This is a genomic window from Burkholderia pyrrocinia, from assembly GCF_022809715.1.
GTDB lineage: Bacteria > Pseudomonadota > Gammaproteobacteria > Burkholderiales > Burkholderiaceae > Burkholderia > Burkholderia pyrrocinia_C.
In genome coordinates this window covers 427,046-450,393 of record NZ_CP094461.1, presented here as the reverse complement: position 1 = coordinate 450,393, position 23,348 = coordinate 427,046, and the positions used below count along the sequence as shown (strand labels likewise).

Sequence of the window (23,348 nt, the reverse complement as noted above, 5' to 3'; positions counted from 1 at the left end):
GTCAGGCGGCCACGCTTTCGGCCGAGCGCCGCGCGGCCGTCATCTCGGCCTGGATCAGGTCGACGATATGGGCGGCATCGCGCGCAACCCCGGAGAATCGCCCCGAACCCCACGTGTATAGCCAGGGCAGCCCGACGAAGTAGAGCCCCGGAACCGGCGTCACGCCGCGCCGGTGCGCGGGATAGCCGCGGCCGTTGAATACCGGTGCATCCAGCCAGCTGAAATCCGGGGTGAAACCGATGCACCAGACGACCGATGCGATGCCGCTGGCCGCGAGATCGAGCGCCGTGCGCTCGGCGGCCGGACGCCACACGGGTTCATAGCGCGTCGCAGGCGGCGCCGCGATCCCGTTCTTCTCGATATGGGCGTCGATGCCGGCATTGATCCGGTTGTACGTATCGTCGGCGCTGTCGAGCTGCGCCGACAGATCCGCGGAGAATCGGAACTGCCCGTCGGCAAAATCCTCCAGCCGGCCATACAGCTCCATCCCTTCGGCGGCAAAGCGGCGCAGATCGATATCGCGCCCGCCATCGCGGCCGGTCACATAGTGGTTGGTGTTGTCGCGCACGCCTTCGCGCAGCGGATGCGCATCGACCGGCATGTCGTAGTACTGCATGTCGGCCAGCCAGTCGACGACGTCCCTGCCCCGGTAGAAACGGGCACAGCGAGGCGCATCGCCAACCGCGAGAAACACCTTTCGCCCGGCGAGATGGAGGTCTTCCGCGATCTGCGCGCCCGACTGCCCCGATCCGACCACGAGAACCGGTCCGTCCGGCAACGCGGCTGGATTCCGGTATTCCGACGACTGGATCTGCACGATCGTTGCCGGAAGCCGCTCGGCCATCCGCGGCACGATCGGTCGATGGTAGCCGCCGGATGCAACGACAACCTGATCCGCGGTGTACGCGCCGCGCGACGTCGCGATGCGATAGCGTCCGTCCGCGTCGCGCGTCACACGTTCGACGGCGGTGTGTTCCAGCACAGGTGCATCGACGCTTCGGATGAATCCGTCGAGATAGTCGACGATCTCGTCCTTCGTCATGAAGCCGTGCGGATCGGCACCGCGATACGGATAGCCCGGCAGCGCACACTGCCAGTTCGGCGTCACGAGACAGAACGCGTCCCAGCGCTGCTTGCGCCACGTGTGCGTCACGGTCTCTTTTTCGAATACGAGATGATCGATGCCTGCCTGCTTCAGGTAGTAGCTGATCGACAATCCCGCCTGCCCGCCGCCGATGACGGCTACGCCGAGACGGGAATCGATGTCCGGGAGGCTGGATGAAACAACGGGTTCGCTTGACATGATGCAGTCCTGAATGTGTGTTGAAGACGACGATGGATTCCTGCGTGGCGGACGCCTCAAACGAGTTCGATGACGGTCACGGTCGCGTCGCCCTGCGGCGCAAACCGTTCCGCGTGTGCTTCGATCCGTGCCAGCTCGTCCATCGCGGCCGAGCACGCGAACCCGTATTTCTCGCGTACGCGATCGGACGCGATACCCAGCGCGCGTCGGGCTCGCTCGACGAAGTCGTCGAGCGCGTATCGCGTGCCGGGCGTGAAGAATTCCGACACGACGGTCGAAGGCGAATAGCAATTGGTTTCCGACTGATCGGGCCAACGAACCCGAAAATGCATGACCGGCATGATTCCTCCTCATTCGACGGACGATGCTTGCGCACGCTGCGCCAGCCTGTCCAGGTAGATATCCAGATGTTTGCGCGCACTCGCTTCCCATGTGAAGCGGTTCAGCAATGCGGGGACGGCATGTGCGAAATCGGGAGCACGCCGTCCCGAGAGCGCATCGCGCAGCGCGTCGGCGATCGAATCCACATCGGCGGGATCGGCCCACACACACGCGTGCTCGTCCAGATACTCGGTAAAGGGTTCGATTTCGGACACGACGACGGGCTTTCCGCAGGCGAGCCCCTCGAGCACGACCAGACCGAATCCCTCGCGGATCGACACCATCGACACCACATCGGCGCAGTGCATCAGCGCGACCAGCGCCGCGTCGTCGAGCGGCCCCGTCGTCACGACGGGTTCGTCGACGCCGATCCCCAGCCCGAGCGCAGCGGCGCGCGCGACGAAGCGGCGCGCGTACGCATCGTGGTCAAGCAGGCTCGCGCCGCCGCCGATCACGAGCCGTGCACCGGGCAACGTGCTGCGCAGGCGTGCGAACGCCTCGAGCAACGCGATCGAGTTTTTTCGCTGCTCGATCCCGCCGACCGCCAGGACAACCGGCCCGCTGCCCAGGCCGAACCGCTGCCGCACTGCCTGCATGTCCCCATGGTCCGCACCAGCGAACCGGGCGACGTCGACGCCGTTGGGCACCACGCCTGCGTCGATTCCGAACTTCTCGCGCATCGTGACCGCCCAGGCAGCGCTCACGCACAGCACCTGGTCCGCCTCTCGCCACGCGCGTTCCTGCCAGCGTTCGAGCCGCGGGTCGTCGAATACGTCGAGGTGATGCACGGTCCGTACGAACCCGTCGATTGCGCCTGACTGCTTCAGTTCAGCCAGTGCATTGCCCGTGATGCTGTCCTGCGCATGCAGGACGTCGAATCCGCCCGCATCGTGCTCCAGCAATGCGCGCCTGATCGCGGCAATCCGCGCGGACACCATTTCCGCGACGCCGCGCGGACGGCCATCGACGCGTGCCAGCACGACGCGGCACGGGACATCGCGGAACATCGCCTCACCCGGCGCGGCCGGCGCAAATACGGTGACGTCGCTTCCCGCCAAGTGCAGCGCACTGGCCAGTTCAAGTGCGTGCACGACACCGCCACGCGGATTGACCGAGTGGGTAAGAAGCGCTATGCGCAACGCGTCGCGACTCATCGGGCACCTCCGCTGACGCCGGTAATAAACGGCTCGATCCGGAAATCCCACAGCACCGCCGATTTGCCAGCCTCTTCGACGACGACCTCACGGGTTGCGTCGATATCGCCGATCACCGCGCACGCGAGCCCGCGCGCGGCGAAGCGCTCCACGATCGTGTCGACATGCGCCGGCCGGGCCGCCATCAGGAATCCGTAGCTCGGAAAGGCCGTCAGCCAGCGATCGAAGTCGACGCCGGGCGGACGCGGGATCGCGTCGAGGTCGATGCGCGCACCGACGCGCGAGCACTCGACGAGCATCAACGCCGTACCGAGCACGCCCGCCATCGAGATATCCTTCGCGGCATCGCACAGCCCGTCTTCAGCCAGTGCCGGCAGAATCTCGAGATCGCCGCGCAGCCGGGCCGGCGGCGCGCCGACCGACGCATTCCAGAACGGATACGGATCCTCGAACGCGCCGCGCAGGTCGACCGCCATCATCAGGCGATCGCCCGGCCGCGCGCTGAAGCTCGACAGCAGCGCACGCGCCCGACCCAGGATCGATACGGCCAGCTGCCCCTGCGCGCTGCGCGTGTTGCTGTGGCCGCCGACGATCGGTACGCCGTACGCCGACGCAGCCGCGGCCATCCCGGCGAGCACCGGCTGCGCGGCGTCGATCCCGTCGCTCCACAACGCATCGACGACGGCGATCGGCCGCCCACCCATCGCGTAGATGTCGCTGACATTCGCCATCACGCCGCTGTATCCGGCGAACCACGGCATCGACTCGACGAAATCGCCGACCATGCCCTCGATCGCAAACAACAGGTAGCCGTCCGCGTCCGGAATCGCCGCGCAGTCGTCACCGAGCGCGACGGCCTGAGCGAGATCCCGCTCGCCGTTCGGCAATGCCGCTGCGAGCCACGCAACCACGCCGGAAATGTCGTGCTTGTGCTGGAAGCCCCGGCTTGCGCGCAGCGTTGCGATACGATCGTCGACACTCATGGCCGCCCCTCCGAGCGCAGGACGAAGCCCGCGTACGGCGTGCCACACGGCGGATAGTGCGCAAGTTGCGCCTGCATCAGCTGGTGAGGGCGGCCGAACAACGTTTCCTCGCCGAGCGCATCCCAGTGAAGCCGACGAAACAACGGCACGTTCTGCGATTGCACGTGCGCGACGAATGTGCGGCAACCTTCGGCATGCGCGCTGCTGACGGCCAGCGCGATCAGCATCGAGCCGATCCTGCCCTGCCGGCGAAACGCGGGGTGTACCGCCAGCCGCGAACCCATCCAGGTTCCGGGGACGGTTTCATGAATCCGCACCGTGCCGACCACCTGCTCGGGCAACCCTGCGCAGCAGCTGACCGCGACCAGCAATTGCGCGCGACGATCGATATCGTCGCGATCGTCGCCGACGAAGATCCCCTGCTCGACGCAGAATACGGCCCGGCGCAGCTTGTACGCCTCGTCGATTTCCCACGGAAGCTCCGCCCATTTGATCCGGTACTCCGAAGGCCGATACGTGCCGCGGCTGTCGGCCAGGCCCATCTCTGCGCAGTACATGGTCACACCTCGTAGGTCGACAGCGACGAGCAGGCGCCGCACTTTCCGCAACCTGCCTTGATGTCGGCGGAGCGCATTCCGGCGTCGCGCAGCATCGCACCGAGCGGCTCGAGCACCGCCCGCATGAAGTCCGGCGACGGTGCAGGATGACTCTCCAGCGGCGTGCCGCTGATCGGAACGAACGGCACGACGAACGGATAGACGCCCAACCCGATCAGTTCGCGCGACATGTCGAGAATCGCAGCCGCGCTGTCGCCGAGCCCGGCCAGGATGTAGGTGCTGACCTGTCCGCGACCGAACACGCCGACGGCCGCGCGGAATGCCGCCATATACCGGGACAGCGACACGCTCGCCTTGCCCGGCATGATCCGTTCGCGCACGGCCGGCGTCACGGCTTCCAGATGCATGCCCAACGTATCGATCCCGCTTGCCTTCATCCGGTCGAACCAGCCGTCGTCGTCGGGCGGTTCGCATTGCGCCTGGATCGGGAGATCGACGGCCGCCCTGATCGCGAACGCGCTTTCGCACAGCACGCGCGCACCGCGATCCGGCGTCGGCGGTGTACCGGTCGTCAACACCATGTGCTTGACGCCGTCGAGCAGGACCGCCGCACGCGCAACCTCGGCGAGTTGTTCAGGTGTCTTGCGGGCGATCGTGCGGCCGGCCGCAAGCGACTGGCCGATCGAGCAGAACTGGCAGGTCTTGCGCCGGCTCTCGTAGCGAATGCAAGTCTGCAATACCGTGGTCGCAAGCACGTCGGCGCCATGCAGCGTCGCGATGTGCGAGTACGGCACGCCCTCCAGCGTCTGCAACGCGTAGAAGCGCGGGCTCGACGGAAAGCTGATGCTCGCAATCGGGATGGTGCCGCGCGAGAGCAGGCTGACGCCCGCCGCATCAGGTTCCGCCGCGACGAACGGCGAATCCCACGCGGTGCTCGTGTGCACGGGCACCATGATGGTCACACCGTCGACCGTCACGGCCTTGTGATCGGATGGCCCGGCGCCGCCGCGCCGGCTCGCGGCACCAACCCGTGGATCCGTGAGGCGCAGCCCGACCGATTGCAGTTCAGTCATCAATTGCCGGCTCTGCACCGACGGTTTCGCGTTCGCGCTCATGGCAATTTCCCTCGAAGTCGCGCGCGGCCGACGCGCTGCTCCCCATCGGGGTCACCGTCGTCGCCGGCCGATCGTTGATGGCAAGACTCAGCAGTTCCGGCCGCGCATAGTGGCCGACCGAATCCATCATTCGCTTGCGCTTGGTGATCAGCGACATGTCCAGATCGGCGATCACCATCCCTTCGCCGGCGCGCAGCGGCTCGGCCAGATGCTGACCCTCCGGGGACACGATCGCGGTATTGCATCCGCCACGCAGGGCTTTCTGCAGATTCGGATCGCCCGTGATCGACTCGATCTGGGCGTCCGTCAGCCAGCCGGTTGCATTGACGACAAAGCACCCGGACTCCAGCGCGTGGTGGCGGATCGTGACTTCGATCTGTTCCGCGAAGATCGGGCCGACCAGCGAACCGGGAAACTGACTGCAATGAATTTCCTCGTGCTGCGTCATCAGCGCATAACGGGCGAGCGGGTTGTAGTGCTCCCAGCACGCGAGCGCACCGACCCGCCCGACACCGGTCTGCGCAACCTTGAGTCCGGCCGCGTCTCCCTGTCCCCAGATCATCCGTTCGTGAAACGTCGGCGTGATCTTGCGGCGCTTCACCGCGAGGCGTCCGTCGACGTCGAAGATCAGCTGCGTGTTGTACAGGCTGCCGTGGTCGCGCTCGTTCACGCCGAGCACGACCACCATCCCGTGCAGGCGCGCACGCTCGGCAACCGCATGCGTCACGGGGCCCGGCACCGCCACGGCCTGCTCGTAGAGCCGCATGTGATCGGCACCGGATGCGACCGGCGCCCGCACAAACGAGAAGTACGGGTAGTACGGCACGAACGTTTCAGGGAAGACGATCAGCTGAACACCTTTGCCGGCGGCCTCGTCGATCGCCGCACAGACCTTGTCGAGCGTACCGCCGGCGCGTTCCAGATCGGGGGCGATCTGGACAGCCGCCGCCCGGACGATGCGTTTGTCGGACATGATGGCACCCGTCATTCGATCAAACGGTCCAGGTGTGGATGACCAGCGCGTTCTCCTTGCGGTGAAGCAGCTGGATATCCAGCACGTCGAGCGGATTGATCGGTCGAATGCCCTCGATCAGCGACGCTTCGCCGTGCCCGTAAAGCGCCTGCAGCGCAAAGCGGCACGCGTAGACTTTCCCGCCTTCTTCCATGAACTTGACGAGCTGCTTGTTGAAGTTCAGGTGACCGGGAAACGCCTCGTCGCCGAGCGTCGGAAATCCGCGCTGCAGGCCGAGCGTCACACCGGGGCCGTAGAGCAGCACCGACGTCTCGAACCCTTTGCGTTGCAGGCGTGTCGCCTGCAGCAGGTTGACGAAGCCGATCGACCCTTCGAATGCAACCGTGTGGAACGTCACGAGCGCCTTCTCGCCCGGTTCCGCCTTGACGTCTTCGAACACTTTTTCCTCGTAGTCGACGAGGAAATCTCCTTTCTTGTGCAGAGGCTGATTCACTGCGGGCATGGCACGCTCCGTTTGAAAATGAGTTGAGTGATGATCCCGAACGCTTTCGAATCCGGGCGACCTCATTAACGCAACGCATATGCCAACCAGGCACAGACATGATGCGATCACTCTCCGATCATTCAGTCGATAAATGCCGCTGCCGCCGGTCCGATCCTTGCGTGACCCAATCCGGATCCGACCGGAACCGGCCTGACCGGGCCAGACGGCGCACCTGACTGATGCAGCAGGAGTGAACCGGTGCGCATCCAGCGTGCATCGATGCATCAATCCGATACATGATGCGATCAATGCAATCATCCGACTTCAAAGTGGCGATATATATATTGTCGATTAATGCGCCATGCTAACGTTTTGATGAATCATCAAATGGAAACAGGTATGGATTACGCCATCCATCATTGGTCGAAGCGCCTGTTGGAAAGCAGGAAACCGGCGTATCTGCTGATCCCCGACCTCATCGAGGAAGATCTCACTGCAGGCCGGCTTAAACCGCGCGACCGCCTGCCCGGGCTGCGCGATCTCGCCAGTGCGCTGAACCTGAACTACACGACGGTGGCCCGCGCTTATGCTGAAGCTCGCCGACGCGGCTTGCTCGATTCGCGAGCAGGAAGCGGCACGTTCGTGCGCGGCCCGACGCGAACGATTCCGCTGTCGGGCGGGAGCAGCATCGAAATGTCGATGAACATGCCGCCCGAGCCGCCCGAGATGGCCAGGCGGCTGCAGCAATCGGCTGCGGCATTGTTCGATGCAGCGGATCCTTACCAGCTGATGCGATACCAGGATTTCGGCGGCACACCGGCGGATCGCGCCGCCGGACGCGCGTGGCTGGCCAATCGCCTGCCCGGCTGCAGCGGCGACGCCGTACTGGTCTGCCCGGGCATCCACAGCGCCCTCGTCGCGCTCATCTCCAGGCTTGCGCGCCGCGGCGATTCGATCTGCCTCGATTCGCTCGCTTACCCCGGCATCAAGGCTATCGCGTCACAATTGGGCGTGCAGTTGCAGCCGCTGCCACGGGACGACGACGGACCGTTGCCGCATGCGTTCGAATCGCTCTGCAGAAGCGGACGGCCTGCCGCGCTGTACTGCAACCCGACCCTGCAGAACCCGAGCACGCTCACGATACCGTTCAGACGCCGCGAAGCGCTGGCCGATATCGCGACGCGCTACAACGTGCCCATCATCGAGGACGACGCCTACGCGATGCTGCCGCAGAGCGCGCCGCCGCCATTGGCATTGCTGGCGCCCGAGCTGACCTACTATGTGACCGGCATGTCGAAGAATCTCGGCGCCGGGCTGCGAATCGCTTACCTGCTGGCGCCGACGGTGCGCGAAGCACAGCGTATCGCCGGTGCATTGCGCGCCACGACCGTGATGCCGAGTCCGTTCACGATGCTGCTGTCCACGCAATGGGTCAACGACGGCACGGCAGGCGAGATGCTGGCCGCGATTCGATCGGAGGCGCATGCACGGCAGGCGATTGCAAGGCGGATTCTCGGCGCATGGCCTTTCGATGCACATCCCGACGGTTTCCATCTCTGGTTGCCGATTCCGCGCGAGTGCCTGTGGACTGCCCCCGATCTGGCGCAGCATCTGCGGAGTCGAAGCGTCGCCGCCGTGGCAAGCGCGGCATTTTCGACGGACGGCGACCCGCCGGCCGCGATCCGCATCTGCCTCGGCGGGCCGCAGAGCCAGGAGCAATGCCTGGACGGTTTGCAGCTCGTCGCGGATGCATTGGTCGACGCACATCATCTTTACGGTGCGGCGATGTAGCGGCCGATACAGCCTCGAAGACATTCGAACTCGAATTGCCGATCTGAAGTGTCATAACGCTGGTGTACGCAGATGTGATGCGTGATGACCTCATTTGCGTTCATGTTGGTTTGCGTCCTCGAACCAGCCCGCCAGTCCCGGCTACCAGTATCCATGCCGGCACATTTTCCGATCATCGACTTCCGAATAACGATAGCGCCATAGTGAGAATAAAGAATATTTAATAAAGTAAATTATGGCCGTCGTTGTCGCTCCGCTCCACATCGCCCGTTCCGCTCGAGCGGCGCCCCCGTGTCACCCGCCCCTCCCCAAGCGCACTCCGCCAGCGCAATGCTGCCGATACCGCCAACGCGGCCGACAAGATCATTTCATATTTCTCACCAAATCCCGACTTGATTAACATCGAAAGGATAAAAAATTAACCTGTCAGAAAATATCTTGTAATTATAAAAACTACCTCCTAGCATGCCCCTGCGGTTCGCGACATGTCTCATATCAAAGTTTATCCTTGATGCATTCCTCGAAAATCACGCTTTTATTCATAATCTGGGGGATTACATGAAGAAACTGTCTCGTCTGCTGTCCATCACCGCGATTACCCTCGCCAGTCTCAGCGCTTTTGCCCAAGCCGGCGACCAGCCGGCCGCGGTCGACAGGGCGCTGCAACTGATCCAGCAGAACCCGTCCGCCTTCAGCCTGACTACCGGCAGCGCCGCTCGCACCTTGAAGTTCGCGGCGCCGCAGGCGAGCGCGCCGACGGACGGCGACCAGTTCCGGGTGCGCGACGTGATCGTCGATCCCGACGGCACCGAGCACGTGCGTTTCGACCGCTTCTACGCGGGTCTGCCCGTGATCGGCGGCGACGTCGTCGTCCATTCGAACCAGGGGCAGCTGAAGCAAGCGAGCCTGACCCAGCCCGCGCCGATCGATCTCGCCGGCAAGATCGGCAAGGTCGGCGACCGCTTCGTGGTGCGCAACGCGCCCGACGTGGGCGCGGCCAGGGTCAAGCGCATCGCGGCCGCGCGTTTCAACTCCGACGTGCGCCGCATCGATGACGCGGAGCTCGTCGTGTTCGCGCGCGACGTCACGCCGACGCTGGCCTACGCGGTACGCGTATACGGGAAGGCGACCGACGCGCACGGCGACGCCGTGCTGTACTACGTCGACGCGCGCACGGGCACCGTGCTCGACGCGCAGGACCTGATCAAGACCGCCGCCGCGACCGGCACCGGCCGCTCGCTGTACTACGGCAACCTGACGCTGACCACCGACCAGACCGGCACGAACGCGTACCGGATGCTCGATCCGACCCGCGGCAGCGGCTCCGTCTACGACGGCCGCGGGCTGATCGCGGAGGATGTCGAGCAAGCGAGCGACCTGCCGATCTTCACGAGCAGCACGAACGTGTGGGGCAACAGCTCGACCACCGACCGGCAAACCGTCGCCGCCGATATCGACTACGGCCTCGCGTTGACTTGGGACTACTACAGGACTACGCACAACCGTAACGGCATCTTCAACGACGGGCGCGGCGTGAGGAGTTTCGCGCACGTGGTGTTCGACACCGGCAGCGGCACGACCGGCGCGAACGCGGCATGGATGCCGTCGCACATCATGGTGTACGGCGACGGCCAGTCGGGCACGAGCCTGCCGAAGCCGGTCGTATCGGTCGACGTGGCCGGGCACGAGATGAGCCACGGCGTGACCGAGGCCACCGCCAACCTGAACTATTCGAGCGACGCCGGCGGCCTGAACGAATCGACGTCCGACATCTTCGGCACGCTCGTGAAGTTCTACGCGAACAACCCGAACGATCCCGGCAACTACGTGATCGGCGCGCGCGTGGTGAGCGGCGGCCTGCGCAAGATGTACAAGCAGGATCTCGATGGCCGGTCGTTCAGCTGCTATCCGTCCGGCGGTTTCTCGTGGTCGAATCCGCGCCACGATCCGCACTTCACGTCGGGCGTCGGCAACCGCTTCTTCTACCTGCTTTCGGAAGGCCCGGCGGTGCCGTCGACCGACACCGGCCTGTCGAGGACGCAGCTGGTCTGCAACGGCGACACGACCTTCAGCGGCCTCGGCCGCGAGAAGGCCGGCAAGATCTGGTACCGGACGCTGACCGTGTACCTGAACGCCAACTCGAGCTACCCGAGCGCGCGGCGTGCGTCGATCCAGGCGGCGAACGACCTGTATGGCGCGAACTCGACCGAGAGCGCCACGGTCGCGCGCGCGTGGAGTGCGGTCGGGGTGAATTGATCGCGCTTGGGTGGGCGTATTGAACGCCGGAAAGCCGCGTGGCGGTTCGTCGCTTCGGAGGAAAGCGAGTCGATCGAGCTCACGCGGCGCTCGGACATGAGAAAGGCAGGTGCCGATCAGCTGCCTGCGATTGCAGGCGGCTGATTTGCTTCGGACTCGGCCCGACGTTGATTGCGCTCGTCGCCGATCGCGTGTTCTGCAATCCGAAGATGGTCGGCAACTCGATCGGCATCATCTGCACGATCGCGGCCGCGCTCGCCATCGAAGTTACGGTTGTCGAAATTCGGCGCAGAAGCCGAAATGGCGCACCATCGAACGCAACGCACCCAAAACGGGAAGCCATATAACAAAAAGCTTTCCATTACCCCCGTATGCACAGATTCGAACAGGCTCAGTCCAAATTTGCATGCTGTTTGTGAGCGGAATTACGGCTGAATACTTTCTTGTCTGACCGTGCCCCTCGCTGTTGCCGGCGAGCCGCGACCAGGATGCCCGACGTGTCTTTACGCGTCGTGGTCGCAGGTGCCGGTGGGTCCTGATCGTCACGCGATCCGGATGAATGCGATCACGCAAATGCAAGAGGGTGCAGCCATGGCATCGATTCCTGAACCGTCGCCGACCGGCGAAACCAACAAACGCAGCTGGCTCGAATCCCACGAGGCCGGTTATCACAAGACGCTCGGCAATCGACAGGTGCAGATGATTGCGATCGGCGGTGCGATCGGAACGGGGCTTTTCCTCGGGGCCGGCGCGCGACTGCAGGCTGCGGGGCCGTCGCTCGCTATCGTCTACCTGGTGTGCGGCGTGTTTTCGTTCCTGATCCTGCGTGCGCTCGGCGAGCTGGTGATGCACCGGCCGAGCAGCGGCAGCTTCGTGTCGTATGCGCGCGAATTCCTCGGCGAGAAAGCGTCTTTCGTCGCGGGCTGGATGTATTTCCTGAACTGGGCAATGACCGGCATCGTCGACATCACCGCGGTCGCGCTCTACATGCATTACTGGACGCCGTTCGCCGGTATTCCGCAATGGATCTTCGCGTTGATCGCGCTCTGCATCGTCGCCACGATGAACCTGATCGGCGTGAAGTGGTTCGCCGAAATGGAGTTCTGGTTCGCGTTGATCAAGGTCGCTGCGATCGTGCTGTTTCTCGGCATCGGCTCCGTGATCCTGGGCACCGGCGGACACGTCGCGGGCCATGACACCGGCATGCACCTGATCACCGACAACGGCGGCTTCTTCCCGCACGGACTGATGCCGGCGCTCGTGCTGGTGCAGGGCGTGGTGTTCGCGTTCGCGGGCGTCGAACTGGTCGGCACGGCAGCCGGCGAATGCAAGGATGCGCGCAAGGTGCTGCCGCGCGCGATCAACAGCGTGATCTGGCGCATTGCGATCTTCTACGTCGCGTCGGTCGTCCTGCTCGTCTGCCTGCTGCCCTGGAGCGCGTACAAGGCGGGGCAAAGCCCGTTCGTCACGTTCTTCGGCGCGCTCGGCGTTCCCGGTATCGGCTCGGTGATGAATCTGGTGGTTTTGACGGCGGCGCTGTCGAGTCTCAACTCGGGGCTGTATTCGACCGGACGCGTGCTGCGTTCGCTGTCGATGGGCGGCTCGGCCCCCGCGTTCCTCGGGCGGATGAGCGCGCAATCCGTGCCGTACGCGGGCATTCTCGTGACGGTCGCGATCTACGTGATCGGCGTGCTGCTCAACTATCTGGTGCCGTCGAGCGTGTTCGAGATCGTGCTGAACATCGCGTCGCTCGGCATCATCAGCACGTGGGGGTTCATCATCGTCTGCCAGATGAAGTTCCGGGCGGCCGTCAAACGCGGCGAAGTGGACGACGTGCCGTTCAGGATGCCCGGCGCGCCGGTGACATCGTGGCTCACGCTGCTGTTCCTGCTCGGCGTGCTGGTCCTGATGGCGTTCGACTACCCGAACGGCACGTGGACGATCGCGTCGATTCCGCTGGTCGCACTGCTGCTCGTCGCCGGCTGGAAGTGGTTGAGCGGCCGCGCGCGCCGTGCGTCGCTCAAACCGACGATTCCGTCGGTCACGCTCACGCAGAGCGTCCTCGAAAAGGGCGACAACTAGGCGATGCGCGATAGCGGACGGCGGCCGTGCAAAGTTCAGAAAAATCCCGCGACAACGACATTTATTGTCCGCACTACACTGCACTTAGCCCCTGCCGCCGTTCAACGCCGCCATGTCCGCCACCGCCCTGCAATTCGCGCTGCTCGCCAAGCAGCAGGAAATCGCGTCGCTGCGCCGCGTGGCCGAACAGATCGAGCTGATCGACCTGCTCGGCCGCCTGATCCACGCGCTGCAGCGCGAGCGCGGCGCGACCAGCATCTATCTGGCGTCGCTCGGCCGGCGTTTCGTCGCGGAACGCGCGGCGGCACGCGACGAATCCGCACCGCTCGTCGCGCAGCTGCGCGAGCGCCTGGATCTGGAACTGGCGCCCGCGCGCGGCTCGACGTCGCGCCTGCTGTCGCTGATCGCATGGGTGCTGCTCGACCTGGAATCGCTGGATGCGCTGCGGGAACGGATCGACCGCATCGCGCTGTCCGCGCCGGATTCCGTCCAGGCGTTCAGCACCGTGATCGGCGGCCTGGTGGAGCTGATTTTCCAGCTGGCCGACAGCGCGGCCGATCCGTCGGTGTCGCGCATGCTGATCGCGCTCGTCCACGTCGTCGAAGGCAAGGAGGAAGCGGGGCAGGAACGCGCCGTCGGCGCGCACATGTTCGCGGCGGGCACATTTTCGGCGGACCAGCAGCAGCGCCTGCTGTATCTGATCGCGGCGCAGGAGCGCAGTCTCGAAGTCTTTGCGAATTTCGCGAGCGCCGAGCAAAACGCATGGCGGGAAACGCGCATGACGGGGCCGCACGTGGCGGCGCTCGAGAAGCTGCGACGCATACTGTGCACGGCGCAGGCCGGCGACACGCTCGATGCGGGCCTGAGCGAAGCCTGGTTCGACGCCGCGAGCGCCCGCATCGACGATCTCTGGCACCTTCAGATCGCGCTGACGCTGCAGGTGCAGGAAACGTGCGACGCCCGGATCGACGACGCGCATCGGACGCTGCGCGACTCCGAGCGCCTGATGGCGCAGTTGCGGAACAATCCGCCGCCGCATATCCAGGCGCTCGCCCATTTCTTCGCCGGCGATCCGCTGTCGGCGCGCGCGGCGGTTCACGAACTGCCGGAGCGCCTCTCCGGCGCCGACCCGTCGACGCTCGCCAGCCTCAAATCCCTGCTGGAATCGCAATCGGCGCGACTGGCCGGCGCGGAGGTCGAACTCGACGCCGCACGTCGCGCACTTTACGAACGCAAGCTCGTGCAGCGCGCGAAAAACACGCTGATGACGCGCTTCAACCTGCGGGAGGACGAGGCGTACCGGATGCTGCAGAAAGCGTCGATGGACCGCAATCGGCCGCTTGCCGATATCGCGGAAGACGCGCTGACGTCGCCCGAGCGATTCATCGACGAGCACGCGCAGCCCGCCGCGCGGCGACGTACGCAGCGAAGCCCGCCGAAGACACCGCGCGACGACGGCACGACCTGAGCTGACCGGAGCGCGCGCCGCGCCACGCACCGCGGTAGCGCCCACAGCGCGTGCAGGAGGCGCGAATTGCACCGCGCGAGTGCGATTCGCGGCGATCGGCTCGCGGCCGGCGCCCCCGGCATGTCGCGCCCCGCCTGCCTGCATCGCGATTTCCCCGCCACTGGTATGAAAGTTGCGAACAACACGTTCGTCGGGCTAATGGCGGCCTGACGGTCGCGCCATGTCGAACCATGGCGGACGATCCCGTGGATAACAGCGTCCGCGCCGGGCACTCGCATGTCGAGCGAGTGCCCGGCGCGGATTTTTTTTGCCCGTCCAACCTTGCGAGCACACACCATGGCCTACCTCACGCCCAACGAGTTCGTCACCAAGATGGTCGACGCCGGCGAATCGAAACTGTCGATGTCGACCCGCGACACGCTGATCCGCGCGTACATGGCGGGCGCGATCCTCGCGCTCGCGGCCGCGTTCGCGGTCAGCATCACGATCAACACCGGCAACGCGCTGGTCGGTTCGCTGCTGTTTCCGGTCGGATTCTGCATGCTGTACCTGCTCGGCTTCGACCTGCTTACCGGCGTCTTCACGCTCGCGCCGCTCGCGGTGATCGACCGCCGGCCCGGCGCGACCTGGGGCGGCGTGTTCCGCAACTGGACGCTGGTGTTCATCGGCAATTTCGCGGGCGCGCTGACGGTCGCGCTGTTCATGGCGATCATCTTCACGTTCGGCTTTTCGGAGGCGCCGAACGCGATCGGACAGAAGATCGGCGGCATCGGCGAAGCGCGCACGCTCGGCTATGCGGCGCACGGCGCCGCCGGCATGCTCACGCTGTTCGTGCGCGGCGTGATGTGCAACTGGATGGTATCGACCGGCGTGGTCGCCGCGATGATGTCGACGTCGGTTCCCGGCAAGGTGATCGCGATGTGGATGCCGATCCTCGTGTTCTTCTACATGGGCTTCGAGCATTCGGTCGTGAACATGTTCCTGTTCCCGTCCGGCCTGATGCTCGGCGCCCACTTCACGATCGCCGACTATCTGCTGTGGAACGAGATCCCGACGGTGCTCGGCAACCTGGTCGGCGGGCTGCTGTTCGTCGGCGCGGCGCTGTACAGCACGCACTACAAGACCGCGCCGAAACGCGTGCCCGCTTCGCCGGTAGGCGTCGTCGCGCGCAAGGCCTGATCCATCCTGCGGCTCCGCATCAACCCGTGACAGGCCGCCCCGCTGCGTTCGTCGCGCAGCGGGGCGGCGTACGTCACTCGACGTTGTCCGTCACGTCCGTCATCCGGATCATGTGCGGGCGCACCGCGTCTTCGTCCGGCGCTGCGCCCGTCGGCTCCGGATGGATCAGCGCCTCGAGCCGCGCCTTGGTCGCGATGAATTCCGGCGTGTTGAACTGCGAATAACCGCGCGGGCGCGGCACCGGCACCTCGATCAGCTCCTGCACTTTGCCCGGATTGGCCTTCAGCACGAGAATCCGGTCCGCGAGCAGGATCGCCTCGTCGAGATCGTGCGTGATGAACAGCACCGTCACGTCGATGTTGCGCCAGATGTCGAGCAGGTGCGCCTGCATCTTCGCGCGGGTCTGCGCATCGAGCGCGCCGAACGGTTCGTCCATCAGCAGGATGCGCGGCCGGTTCGCGAGCGCGCGCGCGATCGCGACGCGCTGCTTCATCCCGCCCGACAACTGGTGCGGATATACGTCCGCGAAGCGCGTGAGCCCGACGAGGTCGAGCCATTGCAGCGCCTCGCGCTCCGCCTCGCCGCTGCTGCTGCCGTTGCGCTTCAGGCCGAACATCACGTTCTTCTTCACGGTCAGCCACGGAAACAGCGTATAGCCCTGGAACACCATCCCGCGATCGGCGCCGGGGCCCTGCACGGGCTTGCCGTCGAGCAGCACGTCGCCGCTCGTCTGCGACTCGAGCCCGGCCAGGATGCGGATCAGCGTCGACTTGCCGCAACCGGACGGCCCGATCACGCAGACGAACTCGCGCCGGTGGGTGCGGAAGCTGATGTCGTCGAGCGCGACCACTTCGCCCTGCGGCGACCGGAAGCGCTTGCCGAGATGGCGCACGTCGAGAATCACGTCGCGCGCCTTCAGGCGTGCGAAGCGTTCGCTCACGGCGTCGGACTGGAGCAGGTAGTCGGGAAGGCTGTGCGGATTCTGCATGATCGTTTCTTCCGAAAGGATGCGGTAGGTCATCGTCTTCAGCCGTCACGCCTTCAGCGTGCGGTCCCATGGAAACAGCCGGCGGCCGAGCAGCGCGAGCACGATGTCGGTCCCGAGGCCGATGATCCCGATCATCAGGATCGCTGCATAGACGTTGTCGAAATGCTGGTAGCGCGCCTGCTGGCTGATGTACCACGTGATGCCCGAACTGGTGCCGACCAGCTCGGCGACGATCAGGTAGGTCCACGCCCAGCCGAGCAGGATCCGCTGGTCGCGATACAGGTCGGGCAGGATGCCCGGCACGACGACGTGCGCGATCAGCCCCGGCTTTTTCGTGCCGAGCGTCAGCGCCGCCTCGAACAGCCCGTACTCGAGCTTGCGCGTGGTGTTCGCGACGATCAGCACCTGCTGAAAGAACGTGCCGATCACGATGATCGCGATCTTCGGTGCGTCGTAGATGCCGAGGATCGCCACCATCAGCGCGCCGAACGCCGGCGCGGGCAGATAACGAAAGAATTCGAAGAACGGCTCCTGCAGCCGCGCGAGCGCGCTGAAGGTGCCGCATACGATGCCGATCGGCACGCCGATCGCCGACGAGATCACGAAGCCCCAGAAGATGATGCGGATGCTGTGCCACAGGCTTTCGTGCAGCCATACGCCGTCGCGCGATGCCGGCGGCGTCGTGAACGCCGTATAGAACGCGCGCAGCACCTGATGCGGCGCGGGCAGGTACACGGGATTCGCGCGCTCGCCTTCGGGCACGGCCGCATGCGTCGCTCGCGCATGCGCGAGCTCGTCGTCGAACACGTCGCGGTCGATCTGCATGCCGGGCTGGAAATAATCGACGCTGCCGGGGTTCGTGATGCGCACCTGAGGATGCCAGACGAACGGCACGTAGCTGAGCACGCACCAGACGGCGAGCGGCAGCAGGAAGGACGCGACGCCGAGCGTCCACTTGCCGCGGGTCGACAGCTCGCGGCGCACCGCGAGCCAGTCGGTCGTATTGCGGGTCACTGACATGGTGAATCTCCGTATCGTGTTGCTTGCCGGTCGCGGGCGACCGGGCGTTCAGTGCGGCGCGCCGTTCGCACGGTAGGCGCGCCAGCCGCCGAAGCGCGTGATGTCCACGGCGCCGTCGAGCGCGGCGGGTTCGCAGAGAAAGCCCTGCACCTGCGCGCCGTCCGCGAGCGTCAGCGTGCCGATGCCGAGCGGCGCACCGATGCCGGCAACGAAGCTGCCATAAGCCGCGACCGGCATCTCCCAGATCTCTACCGCGATCGCCGCACCGCCTTCCGGCACGCGCACGAGGCCCGGCTTCGCGACGCCGCCCGACACGGCCGCGCTCAATGCGTAGAGGCGGTAGGACAGCGCGGTGGTCGTCGCGGCGACGAAGCGCGCGCCGCGCTGCGTGAGCTGCCCGTTCAGCGGCTCGCCGCGCAGATGCGCGCCGACGACGGCCACGCGCACGACGCCCGCCGGCGCGGCGAGCGGCAGCGTGATCGCACCGGAACGCTTGTCGCGCACGGCGGCATGAGGTTCGTTCGCGCCTGCGTTTGCACGATCGTCGGCATCGACATCGACATCGGCGTTGGCGTTGGCGTTGCAAGCGCCCTCGCCCGTCGCGGCGTCGCCGTGCTGCGCAGCGCCCCACGCGTCGGCCAGATCGAGCAGCATCGCGTCGTCGTGCGCGCGGCCGACGAAGGTGATGCCGAACGGCAAACCCGCATGCGGTCCGGTGTCGCAGATGCCCGCCGGCACCGCGATCGCGGACAGGTCGAGCAGGTTCACGAAGTTCGTGTAATAGCCGAAGCGCGCGTTGACGCCGATCGGATCGGCTTCCAGTTCGTCGACGGTCGCGGTCGTCGCCGACGTCGGCATCACGATCGCATCGATGTCGTCCCAGGCGCGGGCCGCGTCGACACGCAGCGCGGCGAGCCGGTCGAACGCCGCGAACGCGTCGGCGGCGCTGAACCGCGCCGCGCCGCCGACGATCTCGCGTATCACCGGATGCAGCGCGTCAGGCCGTTCCGCGAAGAACGCGCCGATCGCAGCCAGCCGCTCGGCGACCCACGGCCCTTCGTACAGCAGCCGCGCGGTCGCGAGGAACGCGCTGAAATCGATCTCGACGATTCGTGCGCCGGTCGTACGCAAGCGTTCGACGGCCGCCTGCCACGCGGCCCGGTACGACGCGTCGCCGAAGAACTCGAGCTGATCGGCGCGCGGCATGCCGAAGCGCATGCTGGCGAGCGGCCGAGCGTGCCGCGCATGGCGGCCATCCGCGTCGAGCAACGGCTGCCACGCGCGTCCGTACGGATCGCCGTCGGTCACGCCATGCGCAACGGCGAACACCGCGCGCGCGTCGCCCGGCGTATGCCCGAACACCGACACGCAGTCGAGCGACCGGCAGGCCGGCACCACGCCGAGCGTGCTCAGCACGCCCTTGGTCGGCTTGAGCCCGACGAGCCCGTGAAACGCGGCCGGCACGCGGCCCGACCCGGCCGTGTCGGTGCCGAGCGCGAACGCGGCAACGCCGAGCGCGACGGCCACCGCCGATCCCGAACTCGATCCGCCCGACGCATAACGCGGATCGAGCGCATTGCGGCACGCGCCGTACGGCGAGCGCTGCCCGGACAGCCCGGTCGCGAACTGGTCGAGATTGGTCTTGCCGATCGGGATCGCGCCGGCGGCGATCAATCGCTCGACGACCGGCGCGCTGCGCGACGGCACATACGCGTAAGCGGGGCACGCTGCCGTCGTCGGAATGCCGGCCAGGTCGATGTTGTCCTTGATCGCGAACGGCACGCCATACAGCGGCAGCGTGGCGATGTCGCGTCCGGCCAGCGCATCCGCGTAGCGTGTCATTTCGTCGTGCGTCAGCGGCCGGATCCACGCATGATGCGGATCGCCCGCGTCGAAGTGGGCGGCGATCGCCTCGACGAGCGCATGCGGCGTCAGGCTGCCGGCCTCGTACCGCGCGCGCAGCGCGGCGATCGAGCTCAGGTCGGGTAGCGGATGACGATCGAAGGGCTTCATGCGACCTCCTCGGCCGCGCCGGCCTTCATCACCATCAGCCGCTGCCCGGCGACGACGGCCGCGCCCGGCACGCAATCGACCGTCTCGATCACGCCGTCTTCCATCGCCACCACGGACACCTCCATCTTCATCGATTCGAGAATCGCGACGACCTGCCCCTCGGTCACCCGCGCGCCGGTTTCGACCAGCACCTTCCATACGCTGCCCGACACGTCGGCGGTAATGCCGCGCTGTTCGTCGGCGAGCGTGTCGCCGGCCGCCGCTGCACCGGCACCGGCGTCGCCCTGCCCGGCTTCGCCCGCATACTCGGCGTGGCCGGCGGCCCGCCAGCGCTCGCGCTCATCATCGAACGCGGCCTGCTGCATCGCCTTGAACGCGGCGATCGATTCGGCTTCGTCGCGCAGGAAGCGGTTGTACGCGCCGAGATCGAACACGGATTCCTCGATCTTCAGCTCGGCGCGGCCCGCGATGAAATCCGCGCGCAGTTCGGCCAGCTCGGCCTCGCTGACCTCGTAGAAACGGATCTCGTCGAAGAACCGCAGCAGCCACGGCTTGCCGGGCTCGAACGCGCGCGTCGTCCGGTGACGGTTCCACATCTGCACCGTGCGACCGACGAACTGATAGCCGCCGGGCCCTTCCATCCCGTACACGCACAGGTAAGCGCCGCCGATGCCGACCGCGTTCTCCGGCGTCCACGTGCGCGCCGGGTTGTACTTGGTCGTCACGAGCCGGTGCCGCGGATCGAGCGGCGTCGCGACGGGCGCGCCGAGATAGACGTCGCCGAGCCCCATCACCAGATAACGCGCGTCGAACACGATGCGCTTCACGTCGTCGATGCTGTCGAGGCCGTTGATCCGGCGGATGAACTCGATATTGCTCGGGCACCACGGCGCATCCGGCCGCACCGACTGCATGTAGCGCTCGATCGCGACGCGCGTCGACGGGTCGTCCCACGACAGCGGCAGATGCACGATCCGGTTCGGCACGCGCATGTCGGCGACGTCGGGCAATTCGCGCTCGGCTGCCTGCAGATGCGCGAGCAGCGTATCGAGCGGCAGCGCGTGCGCATCGAAATGCACCTGCAGCGAACGGATGCCGGGCGTGAGGTCGAGCATGCCGGGCAGCCGGTGCGCGTCGAGCCAGCACATCAGCGCGTGCACGCGAAAACGCAGGTTCAGGTCGAGCACGAGCGGGCCGTATTCGATCAGCACGTTGCGGTCGCCCGAGCGCCGGTAGACGACGCCGATGCCGTTGCCGGCCGAGGGATCGCGGTACAGCACGCAGTCGTCCGGCGCAGCCGCGTTCGACGAAGCAGCCGGTGCCGGCGATGCGCATTCGGGAGCCGCAGCCACGCGCGCGAACTGCACGGTGTCGCCCGGCCGCAACTGCCCGAGCTTCCACAGCTCGTCGCGCACGACCGTCACCGGGCACACGAAGCCGCCGAGGCTCGGCCCGTCGGGCCCGAGTATCACCGGCATGTCGCCGGTGAAATCGACCGCGCCGATCGCATACGCGTTGTCGTGGATGTTCGACGGATGCAGGCCCGCCTCGCCGCCGTCCGCGCGCGCCCATTGCGGCTTCGGGCCGATCAGCCGCACGCCCGTGCGGCTCGAGTTGTAATGGACCGTCCAGCGCGTGTCGTACAGCATCGCGATGTCGTCCGCCGTGAAGAAATCCGGCGCGCCGTGCGGGCCGTCGAGCACGCCGAGCGTCCACGCATGCGTCAGCGCGGGCCGGTCGGCTTCGGCGAGCGTCGCGCCGGCTTCGCCGCGCCCCGCATCCGCATGCAGGTGCAGCACGTCGCCCTTGCGCAGCGCGCGGCCTGCGTGGCCGCCGAACTGGCCAAGCGTGAAGGTCGCCTTGCTGCCCAGATAGTCCGGCACCTGCAGCCCGCCCTTCACCGCGAGACACGCGCGCACGCCGGCGCCCGTCACGCCGCCCAGCTTCAGCACCGCGCCGGGCGCCGCGCGCAGCACCTGCCAGAACGGTGCGGGCGCGCCGTCTAGCGTCGCCGCGAGCGGCGCGCCGCCGAGCACGAACAGCGTGTCGGTGTTGAAGCGCAGCGTCGCGCCGACCATCGTGAACTCGAGGCCGGCGGCGTCGCGCGGATTGCCGAGCAGCGCATTCGCGAGATCGAACGCGCGATCGTCCATCGGCCCGGACGGCGGCACGCCGACGGCCCAGTAGCCGACGCGGCCCGGCGTTTGCTGCACGGTCGTCTGCACGCCGCCGTCGAGCACGTCGATCGTGTGCGGCGCGAACGCGAAACGCGACAGGAACGCGGTGGTCTGCGCGCCGCGCGCGAACGTGTCGGAACCGGCGATCGCGCGCAGATAGTCGAGATTGGTCTCGATCCCGTACAGCTCGGTGGCGGCCAGCGCGTCGCGCAATGCCGCGAGCGCATCGCGGCGCGTATCGCCGCGCACGATCAGTTTCGCGAGCAGCGGATCGTAATAGGCGCTGACCTCGGTGCCCGCATCGATCCACGTATCGACGCGCACCGCATCCGGAAACGCGACATGCGTGAGCACGCCCGCGCTCGGCCGGAACTGCTGGTGCGGGTCTTCCGCATAGAGCCGCACCTGGATGCTCGCGCCGCGCGGCGCGACGGCGAGCGTATCGAGCGGCGGCAGGTCGCCTTCGGCCTGCAGGATCATCCATTCGACGAGATCGATGCCGGTCACGGCTTCCGTCACGCAATGCTCGACCTGCAGCCGCGTATTCACCTCGAGAAAATAGCAGCGGCGCTCGCGTGCGTCGAACACGAATTCGACCGTGCCGGCCGACGCATAGGCGACCGCGCGCGCAAGCCGCACCGCGCTTGCGTGCAGCGCGGCGCGCTCGCCGTCGGCGAGATCCGGCGCGGGCGTTTCCTCGATCACCTTCTGGTTGCGCCGCTGCACCGAGCAGTCGCGCTCACCGAGCGCGATCACGCCGCCGCGCCCGTCGCCGAAGATCTGCACCTCGATGTGCCGCGCGTGCTCGACGAACTTCTCCAGATAGACACCCGCGTGCGCGAAGTTCGCGCTGCCGAGCCGCACGACGGATTCGAACGCCGCCGCGAGCTGCGCGGCGTCGCGGCACAGCGACATGCCGATGCCGCCGCCGCCCGCCGTGCTCTTCAGCATCACCGGATAGCCGATCGCATCGGCTTCGGCGAGCGCCGTCGCGACATCCGCGAGCAGCCCGGTGCCCGGCAGCAGCGCGACGTCGTGCGCGCGCGCCAGTTCGCGCGCGGTGTGCTTGAGGCCGAACGCGCGCATCTGCGCGCCGCTCGGCCCGATGAAGCGCAGGCCGGCGGCCTCGCATGCGTCGGCGAACTCGGCGTTCTCCGACAGAAAGCCGTAGCCGGGATGCACGGCCTGCGCACCGGTCGCGCGCGCCGCAGCGAGGATCGCCGCGACGTTCAGGTAGCTGTCGGCCGCCGGCGCGGCGCCGACGCAGACGGCTTCGTCGGCGAGCGTCACGTGACGCGCATCGCGATCGGCTTCCGAGTAGATCGCGACCGACGCGATGCCGAGCCGCTTCAGCGTTCGGATCACGCGGCAGGCGATTTCGCCGCGGTTCGCGACGAGGACTTTTGTGAATCTCATGTTGCCTC

18 protein-coding genes are annotated in these 23,348 nt (G+C 66.5%); 5 read left to right on the top strand and 13 right to left on the bottom strand.

The features are described from left to right. Position 1 precedes the first annotated feature (1 nt). From MRS60_RS32325 to MRS60_RS32290, 8 genes are read right to left on the bottom strand one after another with little or no spacing between them, the layout of a single operon-like run. Positions 2 to 1,303 (bottom strand): MSMEG_0569 family flavin-dependent oxidoreductase, encoded by a 1,302-nt coding sequence (locus MRS60_RS32325; protein WP_243567433.1) that lies wholly within the window; start codon positions 1,301 to 1,303, stop codon positions 2 to 4. A 56-nt stretch (positions 1,304 to 1,359) separates the two neighbouring features. Further along, complete coding sequence (locus MRS60_RS32320; RefSeq protein WP_175749108.1) at positions 1,360 to 1,644, bottom strand: MSMEG_0570 family nitrogen starvation response protein; 285 nt, start codon at positions 1,642 to 1,644, stop codon at positions 1,360 to 1,362. 9 nt (positions 1,645 to 1,653) lie between these two features. After that, positions 1,654 to 2,838, bottom strand: a complete 1,185-nt coding sequence (locus MRS60_RS32315) for an MSMEG_0565 family glycosyltransferase (protein ID WP_243567395.1) — start codon at positions 2,836 to 2,838, stop codon at positions 1,654 to 1,656. Next, the gene (locus MRS60_RS32310; RefSeq protein WP_243567394.1) at positions 2,835 to 3,821 is read right to left on the bottom strand and encodes a sll0787 family AIR synthase-like protein; all 987 of its coding nucleotides are present in this window, start codon (positions 3,819 to 3,821) and stop codon (positions 2,835 to 2,837) included. The genes MRS60_RS32315 and MRS60_RS32310 overlap by 4 nt, the downstream gene beginning before the upstream one ends. Beyond that, complete coding sequence (locus tag MRS60_RS32305) at positions 3,818 to 4,378, bottom strand: MSMEG_0567/Sll0786 family nitrogen starvation N-acetyltransferase (RefSeq protein ID WP_105390900.1); 561 nt, start codon at positions 4,376 to 4,378, stop codon at positions 3,818 to 3,820. The genes MRS60_RS32310 and MRS60_RS32305 overlap by 4 nt, the downstream gene beginning before the upstream one ends. Positions 4,379 to 4,380: 2 nt before the next feature. Beyond that, entirely contained in the window at positions 4,381 to 5,451 is a 1,071-nt protein-coding gene (locus MRS60_RS32300; RefSeq protein WP_131946313.1) for an MSMEG_0568 family radical SAM protein, read from the bottom strand. Then, positions 5,444 to 6,466, bottom strand: coding sequence for a Nit6803 family nitrilase (locus MRS60_RS32295; RefSeq protein ID WP_105390901.1), 1,023 nt, complete (start codon positions 6,464 to 6,466; stop codon positions 5,444 to 5,446). Before MRS60_RS32295 ends, MRS60_RS32300 begins: the two co-directional genes overlap by 8 nt. Before the next feature lie 19 nt (positions 6,467 to 6,485). Further along, a complete protein-coding gene (locus MRS60_RS32290; protein ID WP_006405208.1) occupies positions 6,486 to 6,968 on the bottom strand; it encodes an MSMEG_0572/Sll0783 family nitrogen starvation response protein in 483 nt (160 codons plus the stop codon). A 381-nt stretch (positions 6,969 to 7,349) separates the two neighbouring features. Here MRS60_RS32290 and MRS60_RS32285 point away from each other — a divergent pair, with 381 nt between their 5' ends. Both MRS60_RS32285 and MRS60_RS32280 read left to right on the top strand, forming a co-directional pair. Next, the gene (locus tag MRS60_RS32285; protein WP_243567393.1) at positions 7,350 to 8,741 is read left to right on the top strand and encodes a PLP-dependent aminotransferase family protein; all 1,392 of its coding nucleotides are present in this window, start codon (positions 7,350 to 7,352) and stop codon (positions 8,739 to 8,741) included. Positions 8,742 to 9,299: 558 nt separating this feature from the next. Continuing rightward, on the top strand, positions 9,300 to 10,997 hold the full coding sequence (locus tag MRS60_RS32280; protein WP_243567392.1) for a M4 family metallopeptidase: 1,698 nt from the start codon (positions 9,300 to 9,302) through the stop codon (positions 10,995 to 10,997). Positions 10,998 to 11,113: 116 nt separating this feature from the next. On the opposite strand, the gene MRS60_RS32275 is transcribed toward MRS60_RS32280, so the two are convergent. Next, on the bottom strand, positions 11,114 to 11,359 hold the full coding sequence (locus MRS60_RS32275) for a hypothetical protein (RefSeq protein ID WP_243567391.1): 246 nt from the start codon (positions 11,357 to 11,359) through the stop codon (positions 11,114 to 11,116). 229 nt (positions 11,360 to 11,588) lie between these two features. Here MRS60_RS32275 and ansP point away from each other — a divergent pair, with 229 nt between their 5' ends. The 3 genes from ansP (at position 11,589) to MRS60_RS32260 (ending at position 15,726) form a co-directional block, all read left to right on the top strand. After that, positions 11,589 to 13,079: an L-asparagine permease gene (ansP, locus tag MRS60_RS32270; protein ID WP_034182575.1), complete on the top strand. Its 1,491-nt coding sequence runs from the start codon at positions 11,589 to 11,591 to the stop codon at positions 13,077 to 13,079. 112 nt (positions 13,080 to 13,191) lie between these two features. Continuing rightward, positions 13,192 to 14,547, top strand: a complete 1,356-nt coding sequence (locus MRS60_RS32265; RefSeq protein WP_243567390.1) for a nitrate regulatory protein — start codon at positions 13,192 to 13,194, stop codon at positions 14,545 to 14,547. Between the two features lie 336 nt (positions 14,548 to 14,883). Then, the gene (locus MRS60_RS32260) at positions 14,884 to 15,726 is read left to right on the top strand and encodes a formate/nitrite transporter family protein (protein ID WP_243567389.1); all 843 of its coding nucleotides are present in this window, start codon (positions 14,884 to 14,886) and stop codon (positions 15,724 to 15,726) included. 73 nt (positions 15,727 to 15,799) lie between these two features. On the opposite strand, the gene MRS60_RS32255 is transcribed toward MRS60_RS32260, so the two are convergent. Genes MRS60_RS32255 through uca form a run of 4 tightly spaced genes read right to left on the bottom strand, consistent with a single transcriptional unit; the run spans position 15,800 to position 23,340 of the window. Continuing rightward, entirely contained in the window at positions 15,800 to 16,714 is a 915-nt protein-coding gene (locus MRS60_RS32255) for an ABC transporter ATP-binding protein (RefSeq protein WP_217590998.1), read from the bottom strand. Between the two features lie 45 nt (positions 16,715 to 16,759). Then, positions 16,760 to 17,734, bottom strand: coding sequence for an ABC transporter permease (locus MRS60_RS32250; RefSeq protein WP_034182273.1), 975 nt, complete (start codon positions 17,732 to 17,734; stop codon positions 16,760 to 16,762). 48 nt (positions 17,735 to 17,782) lie between these two features. Then, complete coding sequence (gene atzF, locus MRS60_RS32245; protein ID WP_243567388.1) at positions 17,783 to 19,747, bottom strand: allophanate hydrolase; 1,965 nt, start codon at positions 19,745 to 19,747, stop codon at positions 17,783 to 17,785. Further along, positions 19,744 to 23,340: an urea carboxylase gene (gene uca / locus MRS60_RS32240; protein ID WP_243567387.1), complete on the bottom strand. Its 3,597-nt coding sequence runs from the start codon at positions 23,338 to 23,340 to the stop codon at positions 19,744 to 19,746. The genes atzF and uca overlap by 4 nt, the downstream gene beginning before the upstream one ends. Between the last annotated feature and the right edge of the window lie 8 nt (positions 23,341 to 23,348).